We start from the raw sequence: 20440 nt of genomic DNA on the forward strand, positions 1-20440 counted from the left end.
CGCTCCTCGGCGTCAGGTCACGGTGATGGCGTGCTCGGGGCACAGGGCGGCGGCCGAGCGGACCGCCTCTTCGTGCTCGGCGGGCACCTCGGGCGTGTCCACCACGGCGTAGCCGTCGTCGCTCAGGTCGAAGACCTCGGGGCAGACCGTGCAGCACACCCCGTGCCCGCGGCAGCGGTCGTCGTCGACGGTGACCTTCACCGGGCCGTGCTCCACTCCAGGTCGAGGTGGGTGAGGCCGCGGAGGATGAAGGTGGGCACGTACTGGTAGCGGCGGGCGTTCGCCGGACCGTGCACCCGCTCGGCGATCCTGATGTCGGACGTGAGGTCCAGCAGCCGTTCGAGGGTCACCCGGGCCTCGGCGCGGGCCAGGGGCGCGCCGGGACAGGTGTGGGCGCCGCGGCCGAACGCGAGGTGACGGCGGACGTTCGGGCGGCCGACGTCGAAGGTCTCCGGGTCCTCGAACTGGCGCGGGTCGCGGTTCGCCGCGCTGTTCAGCACCATGAGCGTGGTCCCGGCCGGGATGTCGACGCCACCGACCGCGGTCGGCACCTTCGACAGCCGGAAGTCGCCCTTCACCGGGCTCTCGGCCCGCAGCGTCTCCTCGACGAAGTTCGGGATGCGGTCGCGTTCGGTGCGCAACAGCCGCTGGAGCTCGGGGCGTTCGGCGAGAATCTTGAGCGCGGAGCTGAGCAGCCGGACCGTGGTCTCCTGACCGGCGGCGAACAGGTTGGCCGCGACCCGGACCACGTCGATGACCTCCGGCGTCGAACCGTCCGGGAAGGTCGCCGTCGCCAGGCCCGTCAGCACGTCCGCGCGCGGCTCGCGGCGGCGCTCCTCGATGTACGTCGTGAAGCGGCCGTAGAGGAACTCCAGCGGCGAGTGGTGCAGGGTGTCGTCGCCCGTGCTGCCGATGCCGCCGCCGTCCTGCGGGCGGCGCTGGAGCCGGTCCATGAACTCCTGCTGGTCCTCTCCGGGCACCCCGAGCAGATCGGCTATGACCAGCAGCGTGAACGGCCCGGCGAACCCGCTGATGAACTCCCCCTTGCCCGCCGCGAGGAACGTCTCCAGCAGCCCGTCGGCGAGGTGCCACATCGACGCCTCGTTCTCCTTGAGGCGCTTCGGCGTGATCAGCCGCATGAGCAGGGCGCGGTGGTCGGTGTGCACCGGCGGGTCCATAGTGGGCAGCTGGTCGCTCATCGGCAGCTCGTGCCGGTGGCGCTCGATCAGCTCGCTGACGTCGTCGCCCTCCAGCGGGACCGGGAACCCGGGGAACGGGCCGGTGACCGAGACGCAGGCGGAGAACGCGTCGGTGTCGTTGTAGACCTGTAGCGCCTCGTCGTAACCGGTCACCATCATCACGTCGTGGTGGTTCTCGCGACGGACCGGGCACTGTCCCCGCAGGGCGTCGAAGTAGGGGTAGGGGTCCGCGACGACCTTCTCGTCCCGGAAGAAATCGATCGCCTCGAAGTCGTTCACGGCCTGTTCGGCCCCCTCTCACCGGCACCTTGACGATCGGGGACGGTAGCACAATTCTCTGCTTGGTGGAATGCTGAATAAGATTTAAGAGAGCGCCATTCTCGCATACTGCCGGGGAGATTCATGAAAGAGACGAAAAAGATGAAAAAGACGAAAGAGGCAGAAGAGGTAGAAGAGGCAGAAGAGGCGGAAGAGGTAGACGCGCTGCGCACCGCGCGCGGCATCCGCCGGAAGGCCCTCGGTGCCGGGGGAGTGAGCGGCGGGAGTGTCGGGTTCGTCGGGCTCGGCAACATGGGCAGCGTTCTCGCCGGCAACCTCGTGGCGGCCGGGCACATGGTCGTGACGCACGACGCGCTCGGTCCGCGGCGCTCGCCCGCCGGCGCCGTACACGTCGCCTCGGTCGCCGAGGTGGCCGGCCGCACCGACGTGCTGGTGCTCAGCCTTCCCGACGGCCCGGCCTGTGAGCAGGTGGCCCGGGAGATCCTGGCGGTGCCCGAACGGCGCGTCCGGTGCGTCGTCGACACCTCCACCGTCGGTCCGGCCGCTGCCCGGGCGGTCGCCGCACTGCTCGCCGGGGGCGGCGTCGGCTACGTCGACGCCCCTGTCTCCGGCGGGGTCGCCGGAGCCCGCGCCCGTACCCTCACCGTCATGTACGCCGGGGCGGACGAGGCCTGTGCGTGCGCCGAGGGCGTACTGGCCGGGCTCAGCGACCGGCGTCGCCGGGTCGGCGACCGGCCAGGCCCGGCCCAGGCCCTCAAGCTGGCCAACAACTTCCTGGCCGCGACCGCGCTCGCCGCCACCAGCGAGGCCGTCGCCTTCGGGGTCGCGGCCGGACTCGAGATGGCCACCATGCTCGACGTCCTGAACGAGTCCAGCGGCCAGAGCGCGGCGAGCCGGGACAAGTTCCCGGCCCAGGTCCTCACCGGCCGCTATGCCGCCGGTTTCACCAACTCCCTGATGGACAAGGACGTACGGCTGTACCTGCGCGCGGTGGGGGAGCAGGGGGGCGCGGCCGCGATCGCCCAGGTGACCGGGAACGTGTGGGAGCGGTTCGCCCGGGCCGAACCCGGGGCCGACTTCACCCGGATCTTCCCCTTCACGGACGGATCCTGACGCTCCCGCGGACGGGCGTCGCGGGTTCGTGGCCGGTTGCGGGCGATCGGCCGCCGAGTCCGCCGCGGCCTCCCGCGCCTTTCCTGACAGGCGGCTGACTTGACGGCCGATCCGAGACGAGAATAGCATTCTCGGTAGGAGAGACTGAGATTATCGTAGGTCTCCTCCGATCAAGCGACTGGAGGACCGGACCCCATGGCGCACTTCAAGAAGCCCGAGGCGGGCAGCTGGACCGCCCACCTGGAGATCGGCACGGAGCCGGTGTCGTACGAGGACTCGATCACGCCGGCCCACTACGAGCTGGAGCGGGACGCCATCTTCAAGCGCACCTGGCTGAACGTCGGCCGAGTCGAGAAACTCCCCAAACGCGGCAGCTACTTCACCAAGGAGTTGGACGCGGCGGGAACCTCGGTCGTCGTGGTGCGCGGCATGGACGACGAGGTGCGCGCCTTCCACAACATCTGCCGGCACCGCGGCAACAAGCTCGTCTGGAACGACTTCCCACGGGAGGAGACCAGCGGGGTCTGCCGCCAGTTCACCTGCAAGTACCACGCCTGGCGCTACGACCTGGAGGGCAAGCTGGCCTTCGTCCAGCAGGAGCAGGAGTTCTTCGACCTCGACAAGTCCCGGTACGGCCTCAAGGCCGTGCAGACCGACATCTGGGAGGGGTTCGTCTTCGTCAACCTCGACCCCGACAACAGCACTCCGCTACGGGAGTACCTGGGCGAGTTCGCCAAGGGTATCGAGGGCTACCCGTTCCACAAGATGACCCAGGCGCACACGTACCGCGCCGAGATCGGCGCCAACTGGAAACTGTTCATCGACGCGTTCGCCGAGTTCTACCATGCGCCGATCCTGCACGCCGGCCAGTACGTCTCCGACGAGGCCCGCAAGATCCAGAAGTACGGCTACGAGGCGCTGCACTACGACGTCGACGGACCGCACAGCATGGTCTCCTCCTGGGGCGGCATCGCCCCACCGCACGACCGCAAGATGGTCAAGCCCATCGAAGGCGCCCTGCGCAGCGGGTTGTTCGGACCGTGGGAGGCACCCGACATCGGGCTCACCACCGAAGAGCTGCCGCCCGCCGTCAACCCCACCCGGGACCCGCGCTGGGGCATGGACTCCTTCGTGTTCTTCCCCAACTTCATGCTGCTGATCTGGCGGCCGAACTGGGTCCTGACCTACCACTACTGGCCGACCGCGTACAACACCCACGTCTTCGAGGCGACCTGCTACTTCGTGCCGCCCGAGAACGCCTTCCAGCGGCTCCAGCAGGAGCTGGCCGTCGTCTCCTTCAAGGAGTACGGCCTCCAGGACGGCAACACCCTCGAGGCCACGCAGACCATGCTGGAGTCACGCACGGTAGGGGAGTTCCCGCTCAACGACCAGGAGGTTCTTCTGCGCCATCTGCACGGCACCGCCCGGCAGTACGTCCGTGAGTACCAGCAGCGCACCGCAGGCGCCCCCGCCGCGAGCTGACCCGAGGAGACCGAACCATGGCCACCGTTTTCCCCGCCGAGTTCGCCGCGCTGGAACCCTTCGCCGACTGGGCGGTCCCCACCGAGAAGGCCCGGTACGCCAAGCGCATCGCCAGCACCATGGACGAGCTCGACGCCTTCTACGACACCGCGTTCCCGCTTCTGGCCTCCGGCACGGACTACCTCCAGCGGGTCACCATGGCGGACATCTCCGAGGAGGACAAACACCTGCTGTGGCTGTTCTGCGCGCTGGTGACCGTCGCGTTCTCGGTGGAGGCCTGGCGCCAGCCCAAGGTGCCGGACACCGGCGCGGCGAGCATCGACTCCGTCGTGGAACCGGCGGTGTGAGCGGCATGCGAGTGAGCCGCGTCCCGGGAGGTGCCTGATGCCGCGTCCGCGCCCCCCGCGGCCGCCGGTACGGCTGCGGGCCGCCCGCATGCTGGACATCGACAAGGGCGAACTGGCCGAGCCGGGAGACCTGCTGATCGAGGGCGAGCACATCACGGCCGTCGCCCCGGCCACCGTGCCGCCCGGCACCGTCGAGCTCGACCTCGGCGACGTCACCCTCCTGCCCGGCCTGATGGACATGGAGGTCAACCTGCTCCTCGGCGGGCCCGACCACCGCAGCCCCCTCAACCCCGTGCAGGACGATCCCGCCGTGCGCACCCTGCGGGCCGTCGCCAACGCCCGCCGCACGCTGCGGGCCGGCTTCACGACCGTACGCAACCTCGGTCTGTTCGTGCAGACCGGCGGCCTGCTGCTGGACGTGGCGCTGAAGAAGGCGATCGACCTCGGCTGGATCGAGGGGCCGCGGGTCGTCCCGGCCGGCCACGCCATCACGCCGACCGGCGGGCACCTCGACCCGACCATGTTCCAGGCGCTCGCTCCGCACATCATGCCGCTGACGGTCGAGGAGGGGATCGCCAACGGGGTGGCCGAGGTGCGCAAGGCGGTCCGTTACCAGATCAAGCACGGCGCCCGGGTCATCAAGGTGTGCGCCTCCAACGGAGTCATGTCCCACACCGGCCCGGCCGGCGCCCAGCAGTACTCCGACGAGGAACTGCACGCCATCGCCGACGAGGCCCACCGGGCCGGCCTCAAGGTCGCCGCGCACTGCATGGGCGACCGGGCCGTCAGGGCCGCGCTGGCCGCGGGCATCGACTGCATCGAGCACGGCTTCCTGGCCGGCGACGAGACGCTGGACCTGATGGTGGAACGCGGCACCTTCCTGGTCGCCACCACCTACATCGCCGACGGCATGGACGTCTCCACGGCCGCACCCGAACTCCAGGCCAAGGCCGCCGACGTGTTCCCGCGCGCCAAGGCGACCACCAGGCGCGCGATCGAGCGCGGTGTGCGCGTCGCCTGCGGCACGGACGCCCCGGCCATCCCGCACGGCCGCAACGCCCGTGAGCTCCTCGCCCTCGTCGACCGGGGCATGACCCCGCTCGCGGCGCTGCGGGCGGCGACGACCACCGCCGCCGCGCTGATCGACGCCGAGGACCGGGGCCGCCTCGAACCCGGCCTCCTGGCGGACGTCATCGCCGTCCCCGGCGACCCGCTGACGGACATCGGGGTCACCGAGGACGTGCGGTTCGTGATGAAGGGCGGTCAGGTCCACCGGCACGAGGAGGCCGCCCGGTCCTGAGCGGACCGCGCGAGGGGGACGGGAGGGCGGTGGCTCCGGCCGGAGCCACCGCCCACCCGCATGCCGTGGCGCGGCGCTCACACCTTCCGCGTGATGCCCCCGTCGACGCGGACGATCGCGCCGGTCGTGAAGCTGGACGCGGCACTGGCGAAGTGCAGCGCCAGCGGCGCCACGTCGTCCGGCTGCCCGAGCCGGCCCAACGGCACGAACGACGGGTCGAAGTCCTCGGCCGCCCAGGCCTGGTGAGCGCCGGTGAGCACCGGCCCGGGGAGAATGGCGTTCACCCGCACCTTCGGCGCGTACGCCTCCGCGAGCCCCACCGTCAGGGCGTTGAGTCCCGCCTTGGCACAGGCGTACGGGAGTTCGTGGACGCTCGCCATCAGCGACCCGGCCGTACCGATGTTGACGATCGAGCCGCCGCCGTGCCCGGCCATGTGCCTGGCCGCGAGGACCGCCAGCCGGAACGGCCCCTTCAGGTTCACCGCGAGAGTCTTGTCGTACAACTCCTCGCTGACCGCGTCGAGACTCTCGTACACGGGGGACATGCCGGCGTTGTTGACGAGCACGTCCAGCCCGCCCAACCGCTCCACCGTCTCGGTGACGAGCCGCTCGCAGTCGTCCCAGCGGCCGACATGGCAGGCGACGCCGACGGTCCGGCGCCCGGTCGACGCACGTACCTCCTCGGCCACCGCCCGGCACGCCTCGCCCTTTCGGGAGGCGACGACGACGTCGGCGCCGGCCTCCGCCAGCGTCTGCACGATGGCCCGCCCGATACCGCGCGAACCACCGGTGACCACGGCCACCTTGCCCGTCAGATCATGAAGCTCGGCGAAGGTCGTCACCCGCGTCACCCTTTCCGTATCGTCGTCAGCAGCTCGCGCCGCAGCAGCTTCCCGGTGGGCGTGTACGGCAGTTCCGCGCGGAACACGACCACGTCCGGTGTCCGGGAACCGCGCAGCTGCCCCCGCACCCACTCGCGCAGCGCCTCGGCGTCGACGGCCGCCCCCTCGTGGACGACGACGAACGCGGCGATCCGCTCGCCCCACTCCTCGTCCGGCACGCCCACCACGGCCGCCTCACGCACGGCCGCATGCCGCAGGAGAACGTCCTCCACCTCCGCGGGAGCGATGTTCTCGCCGCCGCGGATGATGGTGTCGTCGGCGCGGCCCTCGACGAACAGGTAGCCGTCGGCGTCGAAACGGGCCAGGTCGCGGGTGGGGAACCAGCCGTCCGCGTCCAGCGGCGCGGCGGCCCCCCGGTACTCGCCGGACACCTGGGGACCGCGCACCCACAGCTGCCCCGGCCCCCCGGCCGCCGCCACGGTCCCGCTCTCGTACCGGATCTGCGCCTCGACGCCCGGCACCATGCGCCCGGCCGAGCGCAGCCGGTCACGGACGGCGGGATCGCCGGAGGCCAGCGCGGCGCGGTGGTCGTCGGGGCCCAGCAGCGCGATGGTCGAGCTGGTCTCGGTGAGCCCGTACGCGTTGGTGAACCCGGTGTCCGGGAAGGCCCGCAGGGCCGCCTCAAGGACGGGGAGGGGCATGCGCGCACCGCCGTACGCCAGCGCGCGCAGCGTCGGCACCTCGGCCGGGCGGCCGTCCAGGTGCTCCACGACACGGGCCAGCATGGTCGGTACGACCATGGCGGAGGTGACGCCCTCGGAGCGGACCAGCTCCAGCCAGGCGCCCGGCTCGAAGGCACCGAGGTGCACCATCCGGCGGCCGGCGTAGAGGTTGCTGAGCACGGAACCGACGCCCGCGACGTGGTAGGGCGGGACCGCGGCCAGGACGGTGTCGTCCGGAGTGGCGGCGGCGAACTCCACGGTCCCCAGGACGTAACCGGTCAGGTGCCGGTGACGCAGCACCGCGGCCTTGGGCGCGGCAGTGGTCCCGCTGGTGAACAGCAGCACGGCCGGGTCGTCCGCGGCCGCCTCCAGACCCTCGGCCGGCTCGGCCGAGACCGCCTCGGCCAGCAGGCCCTCGGGGGTGTACACCCGCGGCCCGGCCCCGGCGAACACCCCCGCGACGGCCGCGTCCGCGACCACCAGAGGCTGCTCGGTATGGGTCAGCAGGCCGGTCAACGCATCGGCCGACAGCCGGTAGTTGACGGGGACCAGCGGCACACCCGCCAGCGCCGCGCCGAACAACAGCACCGGGAACGCCGGACCGTTGACCCCGGCGAACACCAGCTCCCGGGCCCCGGACCGGTGGACGACGGCCGCGACCCCGGCGGCGGTACGGCGGAGTTGCGCCGTGGTCGTCCCGGATCCGCGCGGCCCGATCGCCACCTGGTCCGGATCACCCGCCACGGCCATGTCGAGCAGCATCGCGATGTTCACAGCACGCCCTTTCTTCCGCTCCCCGGCTGCGAACGATATTCTACTGAGAAGGAAACTCCATTCTCCACCCATTCTCCATGGGTGGGTTCCGGGTTGTGTTCGCCCAAGGCCGTGTCCCAGGGGGGCCGTGTGGATTTCGAGCTGACCGAACAGCAGGAGGACATCCGCGCCGGCGTCCGTGAGCTGGCCGCCTCCTTCGGGCCCGGGTACTGGGCCGCGCAGGACGAGCGGGCCGAGTTCCCCTGGAGCTTCTACGACGCCTTCGCCAAGGCGGGCTGGCTGGGGATCGCCGTCCCCGAGGAGTACGGCGGCGGCGGACTCGGCGTGCTGGAGGCCTCGCTCCTGCTGGAGGAGGTGGCCGCCTCCGGTGCCGGCATGAACGGGTGCAGCACCATGCACCTGACCATCTTCGGCCTCAACGTCCTGGCCCGGCACGGCAGCGAGCAGCTGCGCCGCGAGGTGCTCCCGCACGCCGCCACCGGCGACCTGCACGTCTGCTTCGGCGTCACCGAACCCGACGCCGGCACCGACACCACCGGCATCTCCACCTTCGCCCGCCGCGACGGCGACCACTACGTGATCGACGGCCGCAAGATCTGGATCACCAAGGCGGGCGACTCCCAGAAGATGGTCCTGCTCGCCCGTACCACCCCGCGCGACCAGGTCGACAAGCCCACCAAGGGCATCTCGGTGTTCCTGGTCGACGTCGACCGCACGGCGATGGACATCCGCCCGATCCCCAAGATGGGCCGCAACGCCGTCGCCTCCAACGAGATCTTCATCGACGGTCTGCGCGTCCCGGCGAGCGCCCGCATCGGCGAGGAGGGCGAGGGTTTCCGCTACCTCCTCGACGGCCTCAACCCCGAGCGCATCCTGCTCGCCCACGAGGCCCTGGGCCTGGGGCGTGCCGCCCTGGACGCGGCCACCCGCTACGCCCGCGACCGGGTCGTCTTCGGCCGCCCCATCGGCCAGAACCAGGGCATCGCCTTCCCGCTCGCCGAAGCCCTCACCCGCCTGGACGCCGCCCGCCTGATGGCCCGCAACGCCGCCTGGCGCTACGACCGGGGGCTGGCGTGCGGCCGCGAGGCCAACATGGCCAAGTACCTGTGCGCCGACGCCGGTTTCCAGGCCGCCGACCGCGCCGTGCAGACACTGGGCGGCATGGGGTACGCCCGCGAGTACCACGTCGAACGCTACTTCCGCGAGTCACGGCTGCTGCGGCTCGCCCCCGTCAGCCAGGAAATGGTGCTGAACTACGTGTCCCAGCACGTACTGGGGCTGCCCCGGTCCTACTGAGAAGCGCCCGCGCGGAGGCCGAAGCGGCCGCCCGGTCCGGACGCCCGGCCAGGCCGCTCGGTCGGACCGGCCCGCCGCGCCGACGTCGATCCGTCGGCGGTCTGCTCGCTGCCTCCGATCCGAACCGACCTGGACACCGTCGCACCGGCCGGGGTTCCCGGGAACCCCTCCTCAGTCCTCGCGGCTGGGGTCGCACAGCACCATGACCGCGCGGGCGACGAGTTCACCGGCGCCACCGAGTTCCTGCCGGTAGCGGTCCGTGACACCCCGGACGGTCTCCGCGAAGGCCGGGTCGGCGGCGCGGGCGCGAGCCGGCGGCGGGAGCTCCTGGGCCATCGCGCGCCGACGGGCGAGGAGCGCGATGATCTCGTCGTCGAGCCGCTCGATCCGGGCCGGTGACATCTCCGCCGTCGGTGCGGCAACGGGGTAGGCCGTCACGTGTGATCTCCGTTCTCCGGGAGGAATCGGGGCCCGGTTCCCGTCCGTGGTCATCTCCGCGGTCATCGCAGCTGGTCCTTCATCACTTTGCCCGTGGCGTTCACCGGCAACTCCTCCCGGAACTCCACGGACCGCGGAACCTTGAACCCGGCCATGCGCTCACGGCTCCACGCGATCAGCTCGGCCTCGGTCACCGGCCCGTGCCGCACCACGAACGCCTTGCCCACCTGACCCAGCCGCGCGTCCGGCACACCGATCACCGCGACCTGCGCCACCGCGGGGTGGCCGAGCAGGAAACCCTCGATCTCGGCCGGGTAGGCGTTGAAGCCACCGACGAGGAACATGTCCTTCTTGCGGCCCACGATCCTCAGGTGCCCGCGCGCGTCCAGGGTGCCGAGGTCGCCGGTGTGCAGCCAGCCGTCCCCGTCGACGGCCTCGGCGGTCGCCCGCGGGTCGTCGAGGTAGCCGCGCATCACGCTGTAGCCGCGCACCAGCACCTCCCCGTCGTCGGCGATCCGGAGCTCCACGCCGTCGCAGGCGGTGCCCACCGTGGTGGCGATGTCCTCGAAGGAGTCCCCGGGACGGGAGGCCGTGACCGTGCCGGCCTCGGAGAGGCCGTAGCCGGTCATGATCGACCGGAAGGGGAGTTCGTCGCGCATCCGGCGGATCAGCTCCACCGGGATGTCGGCCGCCCCGGTGACCGCGCACCGCAGCGACGACAGGTCCCGGCCGCCCTCCCGCCGGGCCTCCAGAAGGGAGTGGTAGAGGGTCGGCGGCCCCGGAAGCATGGTCACCCGCTCGCGCTCGACCAGGTCGAGCACCCGGTCCACCTCGAACACCGGCACCGGCAGGATCGTGGCCCCGCGGATCAGGGAGGCGATGCAGCCCGCCTTGTAACCGAAGATGTGGAAGAACGGGTTGACGATCAGATAGCGGTCGCCCTCCCGCAGATCGGCCAGGTCGCACCACTCGGCGTACAGGCGGAGCGTCTGGGCGTGCGTCATCATGACGCCCTTGGGCCGGCCGGTCGTGCCCGAGGTGAAGACGATGTCGGCCACGTCGTCGCCGCGCACTTCCCGCACGAACGGCGAACCGCTGTCCAGGAAGCCGGACTTGAGGTCGATCACCGCGACGCCGGGCGGCCCGGTGAACTCCAGGCCCAGGAAGCCCTGTTCGACCAGTACGGCCTTGGCGCCGCTGCGTACGACGATGTCGTGCGCCTCGTCCGCCTTGAACCGGGTGTTGACCGGGACGAGCACCCCGCCGGCGGTCAGCAGCCCGAAAGCGGCCACGATCCACTCCGCGGAGTTGGGCGCCCAGATCGCCACCCGGTCGCCCCTGCCCACCCCCAGCGACGCGAAGGCGCCCGCCGCCACCCGCACCCGCTCGGTGAGCTGGGCGAAGGTGAGACGCAGGGAGCCGTCGACGACCGCTTCGGCGGCACCGAAGCGGTCGGCCGCGCTCAGCACCATCCGGGGGATGGTGTCCCACGTGGCACGAGCCGTCATGTCACGCGGGGATCAGCCGGGACAGGTTGCCGCCCATGATCTTCGCCTGGTCGGCCTGGCTCAGCCCCTGGATGGCGTCGACGTACGAGGCCGGCCGCGCCAGGCCCTCGGGGTGCGGGTAGTCCGAACCGAACAGCACCCGGTCCACGCCGATGAGGTCGACGAGTTCGCTCAGGTTCTCCTCGTAGAACGGGCTGACGTGGATGCTGTCCTTGACCGCCTGCACCGGGTCGCCGAGGAACTGCTCCGGCATCTTCTTGTACACGTCGGCGAGCTGGTCGAGCAGCGGGGCCACCCAGGAAGATCCGTTCTCGATCAGTGCGATCTTCAGTTCCGGGAAGCGGAACAGGGCGCCGTGGCACACCCAGGAGGCCACCGCGTCCTGGATCGGCCGCCATTCGTTCACCTGGCGGAAGGCGTTCGACTTGAACGGCAGCATCTCGGCGCTGTTGCCCTCCCAGTCGTTGGCGTACCGCGAGTACCCGCTGTCGGACGAGTGCATCGCCACCAGCACACCCGTCTCCACGACCCGCTTCCAGAACGGGTCGAACTCCTCCATCGCGAAGGACCGCGAGCCGCCGTACCCGGGCACCGGTGCCGGCCGGACCAGGATCGCCCGCGCGCCGCGCTCCACGGCCCAGTCGAGCTCCGCGATCGCCTTCTCCACGATCGGCAGGGTGATCACCGGGGTGGTGAGGATCCGGTCCTTGTAGTTGAACGACCAGGTCTCGTGGAGCCATTCGTTGAGCGAGTGGATGACGGCGTGGATGAGCTCCGGGTGGTGCCGCATCCGCTCCTCGATGAGACTCGCCAGCGTCGGGAACATCAGCGTCCGCTGCACGCCGAGTTCGTCGAGCAGTTCCAGCCGCGGCCCCGGCTCACGGAAGGCGGGCACGGAGCGCATCGGCTCCCCGAAGATCTCCCGGCGGGACTTGCCGTCCGGGTTGCCGACGCGGAAGTACTCCTCCATGGCGCCGGGCCGGGCGACCACCTCGAAGGTGGGGTTGGGGATGTAGTCGCTGATCTGGCCGAGGATCGCGATCTTGGTACGGCCGCGGACCTGTACGTACTCGATCGCACCCGCGTACTGCTTCGGGAGGAACTTGGTCAGCGCCTCCTCGGTCTCGTACAGGTGGTTGTCCGCGTCGAAGAGCAAATACGGCAGCGCACGCGAAGACATGGAATCCTCCTTTGCGTTTTGAGAGAATCCTATTCTCCTCAGTCGCGTACGGCAATGTCCTGACGGAGCCGGAACTTCTGCACCTTGCCGCTCGCCGTCCGTGGGAAGTCCGCCACCTCGTGCAGCTCCTCGGGCCACTTCTGCCTGGCCAGGCCGGCCCGCTCGAAGTGGGCGCGCATCTCGGCCAGTTCGGGCATCGGGTGGCCGGGCAGCAGGCGCAGGAACCCGGCCGCGTGCTCGCCGAGGCGGGCGTCGGGAGCGGCGACCACCGCGGCCTCCGCGACACCCGGCATCGTGAGGAGCACCTCCTCGACCTCCGGCGCGCTGATGTTCTCGCCGCCCCGGATGATCATGTCGGCCTTGCGGCCGGTGACCGTGAGGTAGCCGTCCTCGTCCACCTCTCCGAGGTCGCCTGTGCGGTACCAGCCCTGCTCGTCGAACGCCCGCGCCGTCAGGGCCGGGTCGGTGTAGCCGAGGCACAGGTCCGGACCCCGGCTGAGGATCTCGCCGTCCTCGGCCAGTCTGACCTCGACGCCCGGGAGCGCGGTGCCGTCCGTGAACAGCCGCTTGGGCTCGGGGGCGTCGTACCGGGACGAGGTGATCGAGGGGTGCTCGGTGCTGCCGTACGCCCGGAACACCCGGATCCCCAGACCGGCCAGCCGCGTGGTGACGGCCGCCGGCACGGTGGATCCGCCGAGCCCCGCGTAGCGCAGGTACCGCAGATGGTCCTCGGTGAAGTCGCAGTGGTCGAGGAGACTGGTGACGTAGTACGGCGCCCCGCCCCCGACGTGGAGCTGGTGGCCGCTCATCAGCCGCAGGGCCCGGGCCGGGTCCCAGACGTCGGTGAGGTGCACGGGGGTGCCGTCCAGGACGGGGATCAGGAAGGCGTTGACCATGCCGATGAAGTGGCCCACGGGCGCCGCGGTGAGCTGCCTGCCGCGGTCGGGCGGGTAGCTCGCGGCGAGCTGCCGGGTCTCGTGGCCGAGGGTCCGGTGGCTGTGCACGACGCCCTTCGGGTCGCGGGTCGTGCCGGAGGTGAAGGCGATCAGGGCGGTGCCGGCCGGGTCGGCCGGGAGCGTCCCGGTGAGCGGGGTGCCGCCGAGCAGGTCCTCGAAGCGCTCGGCGTGGGCCCGGCCCCGGACCGCCTCGCCCACCACCGCCACCACCGGCACGTCCGCGCACAGGTCCGGCCGGAACTCCAGGTGGCCGAAGTGCTCGGCGGTGACGAAGGCGCGCGGCCGGACAGCGTCGAGGATGTAACCGACCTCCTTGCGCCCGTAGAAGTGGACGACCGGGACGACCGCCGCCCCCAGGAACGCCGAGGCCCAGAACACCGCGGCGGCCTCCATCCAGTTGGGCAGCTGGAAGGCCACCGCGTCACCGGGCCCCACCCCCCGCTCCCGCAGCCCGGCCGCGAGCCGGCGCGCGACGGCCTCGACCTCCCGGAAGGTGCCCGCCCAGGGCCGGACGCCCGAGTGCACCCGGAACTCGGTGTCGGGCGCGGCCGCCAGACCCCGTGTCAGCAGGTCACCGATCGTCTCCCGGGTCCACCAGCCCTCGGCTTCATAGCGCTCCACCAGCTCGACGGGGATCTTTCGCATCTGCGGCTACCTCCACTGCGACGGGCGGCTCTTCGAGGCATCGGACGGTGCTGATCAGCGGCGTATACGCTATTCTCGCAAAACGAGAATGCCAATATCTCCAGAGGGGAATCGCGTGATCGACCTGGAGTTGGACGACGGCCTGGCCGTCCTCACGATCGACCGCCCGCACGCCCGCAACGCCATCTCGCTCGCCACGATGGACGAGTTGGAGAAGGCGCTCGATGCGGCGGCGGGCGCGCGGGCACTGGTGATCAAGGGAGCCGGGGACCGGGCGTTCGTCTCCGGGGGAGACCTCAAGGAACTCGCCGCGATCCGTACCGAGGACGAGGCGGCGGCCATGGCCTGGCGGATGCGGGGCCTGTGCGACCGGATCGCCGGCTTTCCCGCCCCTGTCGTCGCCGCGCTCAACGGCCATGCCCTGGGCGGCGGGGCCGAGGTCGCGGTCGCCGCCGACATCCGTGTCGCGGCCGACGACATCAGGATCGGCTTCACCCAGGTGACCCTCGCGATCATGCCTGCCTGGGGCGGCGCCGAACGCCTCGCCGTCCTGGTCGGACGCGGCACAGCACTGCTGCTCGCGGGTACCGGGGCCGTGCTCGGCGCCGCCGAGGCGGAGCGGGCCGGCCTGGTGGACCGGGTGGTGCCGCGCGCCTCCTTCGGGACGGAATGGCGTTCGCTGGCGCGTTCCCTCGCCACCGGCCCCGCGGCGGAGATCAAGAAAGTGGTCGGCGGCGGCACTTCGCCGGACGAGGCGGTGCACGCCTTCGCCCGGCTCTGGGCCTCGGACGCGCACTGGGACGCCGCGGACCGGGCGCTGCGCCGCGGGCAGTGAGCTGCCGGTGCCCCGGGTCCCTCTCGCCACAGCGCCATCATCGGCTCGGCGGCGGGCGCGCGCGAGGGTGCGGACACGCCGGTTGCGTCACGTGCGCGGGAGGGGGTGTCCCTGCGGGTTGACGAAACCCAGGGGGGACACCCTCCCGCGGGACTCAGGTGTTCCGGCCTCCGTTGACCCCGATCACCTGTCCGGTGATGTACCCGGCCTCCTCCGACACCAGGAACGAGCACGCGGCCGCGATGTCCTCGGGGCGCCCCGGCCGCCGTACGGGGGTGAGCTCCGCGTGGTGGTCCACCGACCCGCCGAGCAGACCGCGTTCCTCGGAGTCGCGCAGCATCGGCGTGTCGATGAAACCGGGCGGAATGGTGTTCACCGTGATCCCGTCCGGACCGAGCTCCAGGGCCAGGGACTTGGTGAGCCCGACGAGCCCGGACTTCGAGGCGACGTAGTGCGCCATGTACGGCTGCCCCGAGTGCGTGCTCGACGAGGAGATGTTGACGATCCGGCCCCAGCCCGCCTCCCGCATGTCGGGCACGACCGCCTGGCAGAGATAGAAGGGCCCGTTGAGGTTCACCGCCATGATCCGGTTCCAGGTCTCGTCGGTGATCTTCAGGAACCGGCCCACCTCGCTGATCCCGGCGTTGTTGACCAGCACCAGCACCGGGCCGCCCAGCGTCTCGCGCACCCGCCGCACCGCCGCGTCCACCTGCCCCCGGTCGGACACGTCGACGCCTCCGAAGGCGACCGCCACGTGCCCCTTGCGCCGGGACTCCTCGGCGGCCTCCTCGGCCGCCTCCCCGTTCAGGTCGAGGACGGCGGTGGCGAAGCCGTCCTCGGCCAGCCGCTGCGCGATCGCGCGCCCGATGCCCGAACCGCCGCCCGTGACGAGGGCGGTACGCCGCTCGCTCATGCGACCGCCTCCTCGCCGAGCAGCGAGGTGCGGTGCATCAGCCGGGCGGACCCCGGGCCGTACGGCAGGGCGCGGTGCAGCATTCCGGTGTTGTCCCAGATCACCAGATCGCCCTGGCGCCAGCGGTGGCGCAGGGTGAACTCCGGCCGGGTCGCCCAGTCCAGGAGCCGGCCCAGCAGCGCGCGGCCGTCGGCCGCCGGCCTGCCGGTCACCTCGCCCGCCGTCGCGCCGATGAGCAGTGACCTGCGTCCGCTGCCGCGGGTCCACACCAGGGGGTGCTCGCGGGCCGGGTTGCGGTCCCAGGCCGCCCGCTCCCGCGGCGACGGGTCCGGTGTCACGAGCAGTTGCGAGGCGGCGAAGCTGTGCACGACGCGCAGGCCGTCCAGCTCCTCACGCTCGGCCCGGGGCAACGCCTCGTACGCGGCGTAGGTGTTGGCGAACTCGGTGTCGCCGTCGCCGTCGTCCGACACCTGGCGTGCCGTCAGGAGGGTCGCCTTGTTGGGTACCTGCTCCGTCGTGCCGTCGATGTGCCAGAAGAAGGTGGACTCGCGGTAGGCCGCCAGCGGGCTCTTCGACGGGTCGCGGGTGATCCGCTGGATCTCGCCGTGGGTCGGGTGACCGCCCATCGGCAGCGGGACGACCTCGCCGAGCAGCCTGCTGAACGCGACCAGGTCGGCGTCGTCGACGTCGGCCTCGCGGTAGATCACCACTCCGCGCCGCTCCAGCGCGGTCAGGCACTCCTCCGCGACACCGGGGTCGACCAGCCGGCTCCCGGAGAGTCCGGTGATCTCCACGCCGGTGGTGGGGGTCAGTTCGGTGACGGTGACGGGCATACGGATGCGGCCCTTCTCTCGGTTCCTGTGGGATCGTTGTCGGTGAGCGAGAATCCCGTTCCGGTGGCAGAGGGCCAGGCCGGGACGACCGCCGTGCCGTCCGTCCGGGCGGTGCCGGTCACGTCACCGCCCCCGCCTCCTTCAGCGCCAGGATCCGCTCCCAGTCCAGCCCCAGCTCCAGCAGGACCTCCTCGGTCTGTGCCGCGAACTCCGGCGCCGGGCCCAGCCGCGGTGCGGTGACGTCGAACTGCACCGGATTCGCGACCAGTTCGAGCTCACCGGCCCGGACGACGTACTCGTTCGCCCGGACCTGCGCGTCCCGGCCGGCCCCCAGGGAGTCCTGCACGGGCGCCCACGGGCCGGCCAGCGTCGCGAAGCGCTCGGACCACTCGGCCAGGGTGCCCGTGGCGATCACCTCGCGCAGGATCCTGACGGCCTCCTCCGTGTTCGCGGCGAGCCGTTCGCCCGTCGCGAAGCGCGGATCGTCGGCCAGCTCCGGGCGGCCGATGTGCCGGCACACGTCCGCCCAGAACTTGCCGGGCTGGAGCATCACGAGCGACAGATAGCGGTCGTCGGCCGTGCGGTACAGCCCCGTCAGCGGGTTGGCGGGGGAGTTGTGGGTCCCGGGCGGCGACGCGACCCAGCTCTTGTCGAGGTGGAGGGAGAGCGCGATGCCGTGTCCCATCGCCCACACCCCGCTGCCGAGCAGGGAGACGTCCACGACGGACGGCTCGCCGGTGCGTTCGCGCTTGAGCAGGGCCGCCGCGATGCCCCCGGCCAGGTTGGTGCCCGAGATGGTGTCGCCGTAGGCGGGCACCGGCGGCGGGATCATCCCTTCCGTGCCGGCCGGTGTCAGGCTGGCCGCCGTGCCGGCCCTGGCCCAGAACGCCGTCATGTCGTACCCGCCCCGGTCCGCCTCGCCGCCCCGCGGGCCGAGCGCGCTGCCACGGGCGTAGACGATCCTCGGGTTCACCTCCCGGATGTCGGCCACGTCGATGCCGAACCGCCGCCGCGCCGAGGGCAGGAAGCTGGTCAGGAACACGTCCGCGCGTGCGGCCAGTCGGTACAGCACCTCCCTGCCCTCGGGCCGCGCCATGTCCAGACCGATGCTGCGCTTGCCCCGGTTGGCGTGCTCCACGTTGGGGTTGGGGTCGCCCTCCACCCTGAAGGTGCCGGTCTGCCGCAGCCCGCGCTGCGGATCGCCGCTGACGGCGTGTTCCACCTTGACGACGTCAGCGCCCCAGTCGGCGAGCACCGCACCCGCGGACGGGACGAACCCGTACATCGCCACTTCCAGGACCCGTATTCCGGCCAGCGGGCCGTCGCCGCTCATCCGACCACTTCCCCGAAGGTCTTGCGCTCCATGAACTCCTCCAGACCGGCGCTGTTCGGGAGTGGCATCCCGTCGCCTCCCGGACGCCGGAAACCAAGTTCTCGATTTTGAGAACCCTACCCGTCCGAGGATCCCGCGTCACGTCGTCGGAGACGTGGTCTTGACGCTGTCGCGCAGCAACACAAAGTCGTAAGAAGGGGGTTCCGGCGTCAACTTTCTGAAAGTATGGTTCTCGCATCCGGAAAGGAGATTCTTGTGATCGGAGTCGTGGGCGCCGGTCGGATGGGCCTGCCGGTGGTGCGACGGCTCGCCGGGGCGGGCCACCGGGTACGGGTGACCGGCAGGACCCCCGAAGCCCGCCGCGCCCTCGGCCGGGAGCCCGCGCAGGTCGTCCCCGACGTCGCCCAGGTCGGCGAGGGAGCGGACGTCGTACTGGTGTGTGTCCGCACCGACGGGCAGGTGCGTGAAGTCTGCCTCGACAGCGGGCTGTTGACCACGATGCCGAGCGGCAGCACCCTCGTCGTCCACACCACCGGAAGCCCCCGGACCGTCCAGGCGGTGGCGGACCGGGCCGCGGCAGGCGGGATCGGCGTCGTCGACGCACCGGTCAGCGGCGGCCCACCCGACGTGACGGCCGGCCGGATCACCCTCTACGTCGGAGGCGCCGCCGACACCGTCGCCCGCGTCCGGCCCGTACTGCGCAGCTACGCCGACCCCGTGCTGCACGTCGGACCGCTGGGCTTCGGCCAACGGGTCAAGCTCGTCAACAACACCGTCTTCGCGAGCCAGCTCGGACTGCTCGCCCACGCCACCCGCCTCGGCCGCCGACTGGGCGTCGACGAAAGCCTCCTGCTGGACGCCCTCACCCACGGCAGCGCATCGAGCCGCGCGCTCGCCGGCGTCGTACGCCACGGCTCGGTCACCGAGTTCGCCCGCGCGACAAGGGAGTTCCTCGGCAAGGACATGGACGTCGTGCACGCGGTCGCCGCCGAGCTCGGCGCCGACCTCGGCGCCCTCGCCCCCGCCCTCGACGCCCTGTCCGACGCGACCGTACCGGGGAACGGCGGCTGAGCAGGCGAGCCACGCACCGGAGCCGAGGCGACGACGCGACCCCGACCACCGGCCACCCCGCGGCCCGGGAACGAAGTACAACCACCGAAGAAGGGACACCGCCCATGGGACGAGTCGAGGGCAAGGTCGCGTTCATCACCGGCGCGGCGCGCGGCCAGGGGCGCAGCCACGCCCTGCGGCTGGCCGAGGAAGGCGCCGACATCATCGCGGTGGACATCTGCCGCGACTACGAGACGGTCCGCTATCCGATGGCCACCCCCGAGGACCTCAAGGAGACCGTCCGCCTGGTCGAGGAACAGGGGCGGCGCATCGTCGCCCGGCAGGCCGACGTACGCGACACCGCCCAGCTGCGCGCCGCCCTCGACGCGGGCCTGGCACAACTCGGCGGCCTGGACATCGTGGTGGCACAGGCCGGCATCGCCCCGCTGCGCGGCGAACCCAAGCTGCAAGCATGGTGCGACGCCGTGGACGTCGACCTGATCGGCACCATCAACACCATCCAGGTCTGTCTCCCCGACCTGCGCGAGGGCGCCTCCGTCATCGCCACCGGCTCCACCGCGGCCCTGATGGACCACGGCATCGTCCAGACCCCGGGCGCCAACCCGGGCGGCGCGGGGTACGCCTTCGCCAAGCGGGCGCTGTCCGAGTACGTCCACGAACTCGCCCGCAACCTGGCCCCGTTGAACCAGCGCGCGAACGTCCTGCACCCGACCAACGTCGACACCCACATGCTGCAAAACGAGTCGATGTACGAGTCCTTCCGGCCCGACCTCGAACATCCCACCCGCGCGGACGCCGAGCCGTCCTTCGCCGTGCAGCAGGCCATGCCGATCCCGTTCGTGGAGCCGCGCGACATCAGCAACGCCCTGCTCTTCCTCGCCTCCGACGAGGCCCGCTACATCACGGGAACCCAGCTGCGGGTGGACGCCGGCGGCTACCTCAAGTGGTACGACTGGCGCCGCTGAGCCCAGAGAACCCAGGCCGACGGCGACCAACCACCGCCGAAACCCCAGGCCGACGGCGACCAACCACCGCCGAAACCCCAGGGCGACGGGGAGCAGACCACCGCCGAGACCCCGGGCCGACGGCGACCGACCACCGCCCAGCCCCGAGAGCCACCGTCTGAACCCCAGGTCAACAGGGAGAGGCACCGTGAAGGTACGGGTCGACCCGGAGCGCTGCCAGGGCCACACGCTCTGCGCGATGATCGCTCCGAAGGCATTCCAGCTCGACGACATCGACGGCCACTCCTCGGCCGTCGGCGAAGAAGTCCCCGCCGACCAGGAGGAGCAGGTCCGGGAGGCCGCGCACTCCTGCCCGGAACGGGCCATCCAGCTCTTCTGAGCCAGCCGAACCTCCAGCCGAACTTCCCCG

Annotated in this window: 20 protein-coding genes; 9 read left to right on the forward strand and 11 right to left on the reverse strand. The window is 71.5% G+C overall.

The genetic code is table 11. The features are described 5' to 3' along the window. Positions 1 to 12: 12 nt before the first annotated feature. Positions 13 to 201, reverse strand: a complete 189-nt coding sequence (locus AAW13_RS34640; protein ID WP_046731346.1) for a ferredoxin — start codon at positions 199 to 201, stop codon at positions 13 to 15. After that, positions 198 to 1478, reverse strand: coding sequence for a cytochrome P450 (locus tag AAW13_RS34645; RefSeq protein ID WP_046731347.1), 1281 nt, complete (start codon positions 1476 to 1478; stop codon positions 198 to 200). Before AAW13_RS34645 ends, AAW13_RS34640 begins: the two co-directional genes overlap by 4 nt. 141 nt (positions 1479 to 1619) lie before the next feature. Between AAW13_RS34645 and AAW13_RS34650 the strand changes: the two genes are divergently transcribed. The 4 genes from AAW13_RS34650 (at position 1620) to AAW13_RS34665 (ending at position 5720) form a co-directional block, all read left to right on the forward strand. Next, positions 1620 to 2591: an NAD(P)-dependent oxidoreductase gene (locus AAW13_RS34650; RefSeq protein ID WP_079179076.1), complete on the forward strand. Its 972-nt coding sequence runs from the start codon at positions 1620 to 1622 to the stop codon at positions 2589 to 2591. A gap of 195 nt (positions 2592 to 2786) precedes the next feature. Further along, positions 2787 to 4073 (forward strand): aromatic ring-hydroxylating oxygenase subunit alpha, encoded by a 1287-nt coding sequence (locus tag AAW13_RS34655; protein ID WP_046731349.1) that lies wholly within the window; start codon positions 2787 to 2789, stop codon positions 4071 to 4073. Between the two features lie 17 nt (positions 4074 to 4090). After that, complete coding sequence (locus AAW13_RS34660; RefSeq protein ID WP_046731350.1) at positions 4091 to 4420, forward strand: hypothetical protein; 330 nt, start codon at positions 4091 to 4093, stop codon at positions 4418 to 4420. Positions 4421 to 4457: 37 nt separating this feature from the next. Beyond that, on the forward strand, positions 4458 to 5720 hold the full coding sequence (locus AAW13_RS34665) for a metal-dependent hydrolase family protein (RefSeq protein WP_046731351.1): 1263 nt from the start codon (positions 4458 to 4460) through the stop codon (positions 5718 to 5720). A gap of 77 nt (positions 5721 to 5797) precedes the next feature. Here AAW13_RS34665 and AAW13_RS34670 read toward each other — a convergent pair whose 3' ends face one another. Together AAW13_RS34670 and AAW13_RS34675 are read right to left on the reverse strand one after the other, a co-directional pair. Beyond that, the gene (locus AAW13_RS34670; protein WP_107483484.1) at positions 5798 to 6562 is read right to left on the reverse strand and encodes an SDR family NAD(P)-dependent oxidoreductase; all 765 of its coding nucleotides are present in this window, start codon (positions 6560 to 6562) and stop codon (positions 5798 to 5800) included. 5 nt (positions 6563 to 6567) lie between these two features. Further along, positions 6568 to 8058: a class I adenylate-forming enzyme family protein gene (locus AAW13_RS34675; RefSeq protein ID WP_046731353.1), complete on the reverse strand. Its 1491-nt coding sequence runs from the start codon at positions 8056 to 8058 to the stop codon at positions 6568 to 6570. Between the two features lie 129 nt (positions 8059 to 8187). Between AAW13_RS34675 and AAW13_RS34680 the strand changes: the two genes are divergently transcribed. After that, the gene (locus tag AAW13_RS34680) at positions 8188 to 9354 is read left to right on the forward strand and encodes an acyl-CoA dehydrogenase family protein (protein WP_046731354.1); all 1167 of its coding nucleotides are present in this window, start codon (positions 8188 to 8190) and stop codon (positions 9352 to 9354) included. A gap of 171 nt (positions 9355 to 9525) precedes the next feature. Here the strand turns inward: AAW13_RS34680 and AAW13_RS34685 are convergent, their stop codons facing one another. The 4 genes from AAW13_RS34685 to AAW13_RS34700 form a co-directional block, all read right to left on the reverse strand. After that, complete coding sequence (locus tag AAW13_RS34685; protein ID WP_240528814.1) at positions 9526 to 9792, reverse strand: hypothetical protein; 267 nt, start codon at positions 9790 to 9792, stop codon at positions 9526 to 9528. 62 nt (positions 9793 to 9854) lie between these two features. Then, positions 9855 to 11300, reverse strand: coding sequence for a FadD3 family acyl-CoA ligase (locus tag AAW13_RS34690; protein WP_046731355.1), 1446 nt, complete (start codon positions 11298 to 11300; stop codon positions 9855 to 9857). Between the two features lies 1 nt (position 11301). Beyond that, entirely contained in the window at positions 11302 to 12480 is a 1179-nt protein-coding gene (locus tag AAW13_RS34695; protein WP_046731356.1) for an amidohydrolase family protein, read from the reverse strand. A gap of 38 nt (positions 12481 to 12518) precedes the next feature. Beyond that, positions 12519 to 14081: an AMP-binding protein gene (locus AAW13_RS34700; RefSeq protein WP_046731357.1), complete on the reverse strand. Its 1563-nt coding sequence runs from the start codon at positions 14079 to 14081 to the stop codon at positions 12519 to 12521. A gap of 115 nt (positions 14082 to 14196) precedes the next feature. On the opposite strand from AAW13_RS34700, the gene AAW13_RS34705 reads away from it, so the two are divergent. Continuing rightward, positions 14197 to 14916: an enoyl-CoA hydratase/isomerase family protein gene (locus AAW13_RS34705; protein ID WP_046731358.1), complete on the forward strand. Its 720-nt coding sequence runs from the start codon at positions 14197 to 14199 to the stop codon at positions 14914 to 14916. Positions 14917 to 15070: 154 nt separating this feature from the next. Here the strand turns inward: AAW13_RS34705 and AAW13_RS34710 are convergent, their stop codons facing one another. The 3 genes from AAW13_RS34710 to AAW13_RS34720 all read right to left on the reverse strand — a co-directional run bounded on the left by AAW13_RS34710 (position 15071) and on the right by AAW13_RS34720 (position 17995). Beyond that, positions 15071 to 15829 (reverse strand): SDR family NAD(P)-dependent oxidoreductase, encoded by a 759-nt coding sequence (locus AAW13_RS34710; RefSeq protein WP_046731359.1) that lies wholly within the window; start codon positions 15827 to 15829, stop codon positions 15071 to 15073. Continuing rightward, positions 15826 to 16662 (reverse strand): TauD/TfdA dioxygenase family protein, encoded by an 837-nt coding sequence (locus AAW13_RS34715; protein WP_046731360.1) that lies wholly within the window; start codon positions 16660 to 16662, stop codon positions 15826 to 15828. The genes AAW13_RS34710 and AAW13_RS34715 overlap by 4 nt, the downstream gene beginning before the upstream one ends. Positions 16663 to 16780: 118 nt before the next feature. Beyond that, positions 16781 to 17995, reverse strand: a complete 1215-nt coding sequence (locus tag AAW13_RS34720) for a CaiB/BaiF CoA transferase family protein (protein WP_046731361.1) — start codon at positions 17993 to 17995, stop codon at positions 16781 to 16783. A 255-nt stretch (positions 17996 to 18250) separates the two neighbouring features. Between AAW13_RS34720 and AAW13_RS34725 the strand changes: the two genes are divergently transcribed. From AAW13_RS34725 to AAW13_RS34735, 3 genes are all read left to right on the forward strand, one after another. Continuing rightward, positions 18251 to 19066, forward strand: coding sequence for an NAD(P)-binding domain-containing protein (locus tag AAW13_RS34725; protein ID WP_206306320.1), 816 nt, complete (start codon positions 18251 to 18253; stop codon positions 19064 to 19066). A gap of 104 nt (positions 19067 to 19170) precedes the next feature. Then, positions 19171 to 20031 carry a mycofactocin-coupled SDR family oxidoreductase gene (locus AAW13_RS34730; RefSeq protein WP_046731363.1) on the forward strand — a complete coding sequence of 287 codons (861 nt, stop codon included), beginning with the start codon at positions 19171 to 19173 and terminating at the stop codon, positions 20029 to 20031. Between the two features lie 187 nt (positions 20032 to 20218). Next, entirely contained in the window at positions 20219 to 20410 is a 192-nt protein-coding gene (locus AAW13_RS34735) for a ferredoxin (RefSeq protein WP_046731364.1), read from the forward strand. Positions 20411 to 20440: the final 30 nt, after the last annotated feature.

The organism is Streptomyces humi (assembly GCF_001005085.2).
Classification (GTDB): Bacteria; Actinomycetota; Actinomycetes; order Streptomycetales; family Streptomycetaceae; genus Streptomyces; species Streptomyces humi.

Bases quoted from the DNA above. Each gene is read 5' to 3' on its own strand.
- AAW13_RS34720 (WP_046731361.1), bottom strand. From the start codon at position 17,995: ATGAGCGGCGACGGCCCGCTGGCCGGAATACGGGTCCTGGAAGTGGCG.
- AAW13_RS34690 (WP_046731355.1), bottom strand. From the start codon at position 11,300: ATGACGGCTCGTGCCACGTGGGACACCATCCCCCGGATGGTGCTGAGC.
- AAW13_RS34730 (WP_046731363.1), top strand. From the start codon at position 19,171: ATGGGACGAGTCGAGGGCAAGGTCGCGTTCATCACCGGCGCGGCGCGC.
- AAW13_RS34655 (WP_046731349.1), top strand. From the start codon at position 2,787: ATGGCGCACTTCAAGAAGCCCGAGGCGGGCAGCTGGACCGCCCACCTG.
- AAW13_RS34715 (WP_046731360.1), bottom strand. From the start codon at position 16,662: ATGCCCGTCACCGTCACCGAACTGACCCCCACCACCGGCGTGGAGATC.
- AAW13_RS34710 (WP_046731359.1), bottom strand. From the start codon at position 15,829: ATGAGCGAGCGGCGTACCGCCCTCGTCACGGGCGGCGGTTCGGGCATC.
- AAW13_RS34700 (WP_046731357.1), bottom strand. From the start codon at position 14,081: ATGCGAAAGATCCCCGTCGAGCTGGTGGAGCGCTATGAAGCCGAGGGC.
- AAW13_RS34695 (WP_046731356.1), bottom strand. From the start codon at position 12,480: ATGTCTTCGCGTGCGCTGCCGTATTTGCTCTTCGACGCGGACAACCAC.
- AAW13_RS34665 (WP_046731351.1), top strand. From the start codon at position 4,458: ATGCCGCGTCCGCGCCCCCCGCGGCCGCCGGTACGGCTGCGGGCCGCC.
- AAW13_RS34650 (WP_079179076.1), top strand. From the start codon at position 1,620: ATGAAAAAGACGAAAGAGGCAGAAGAGGTAGAAGAGGCAGAAGAGGCG.
- AAW13_RS34660 (WP_046731350.1), top strand. From the start codon at position 4,091: ATGGCCACCGTTTTCCCCGCCGAGTTCGCCGCGCTGGAACCCTTCGCC.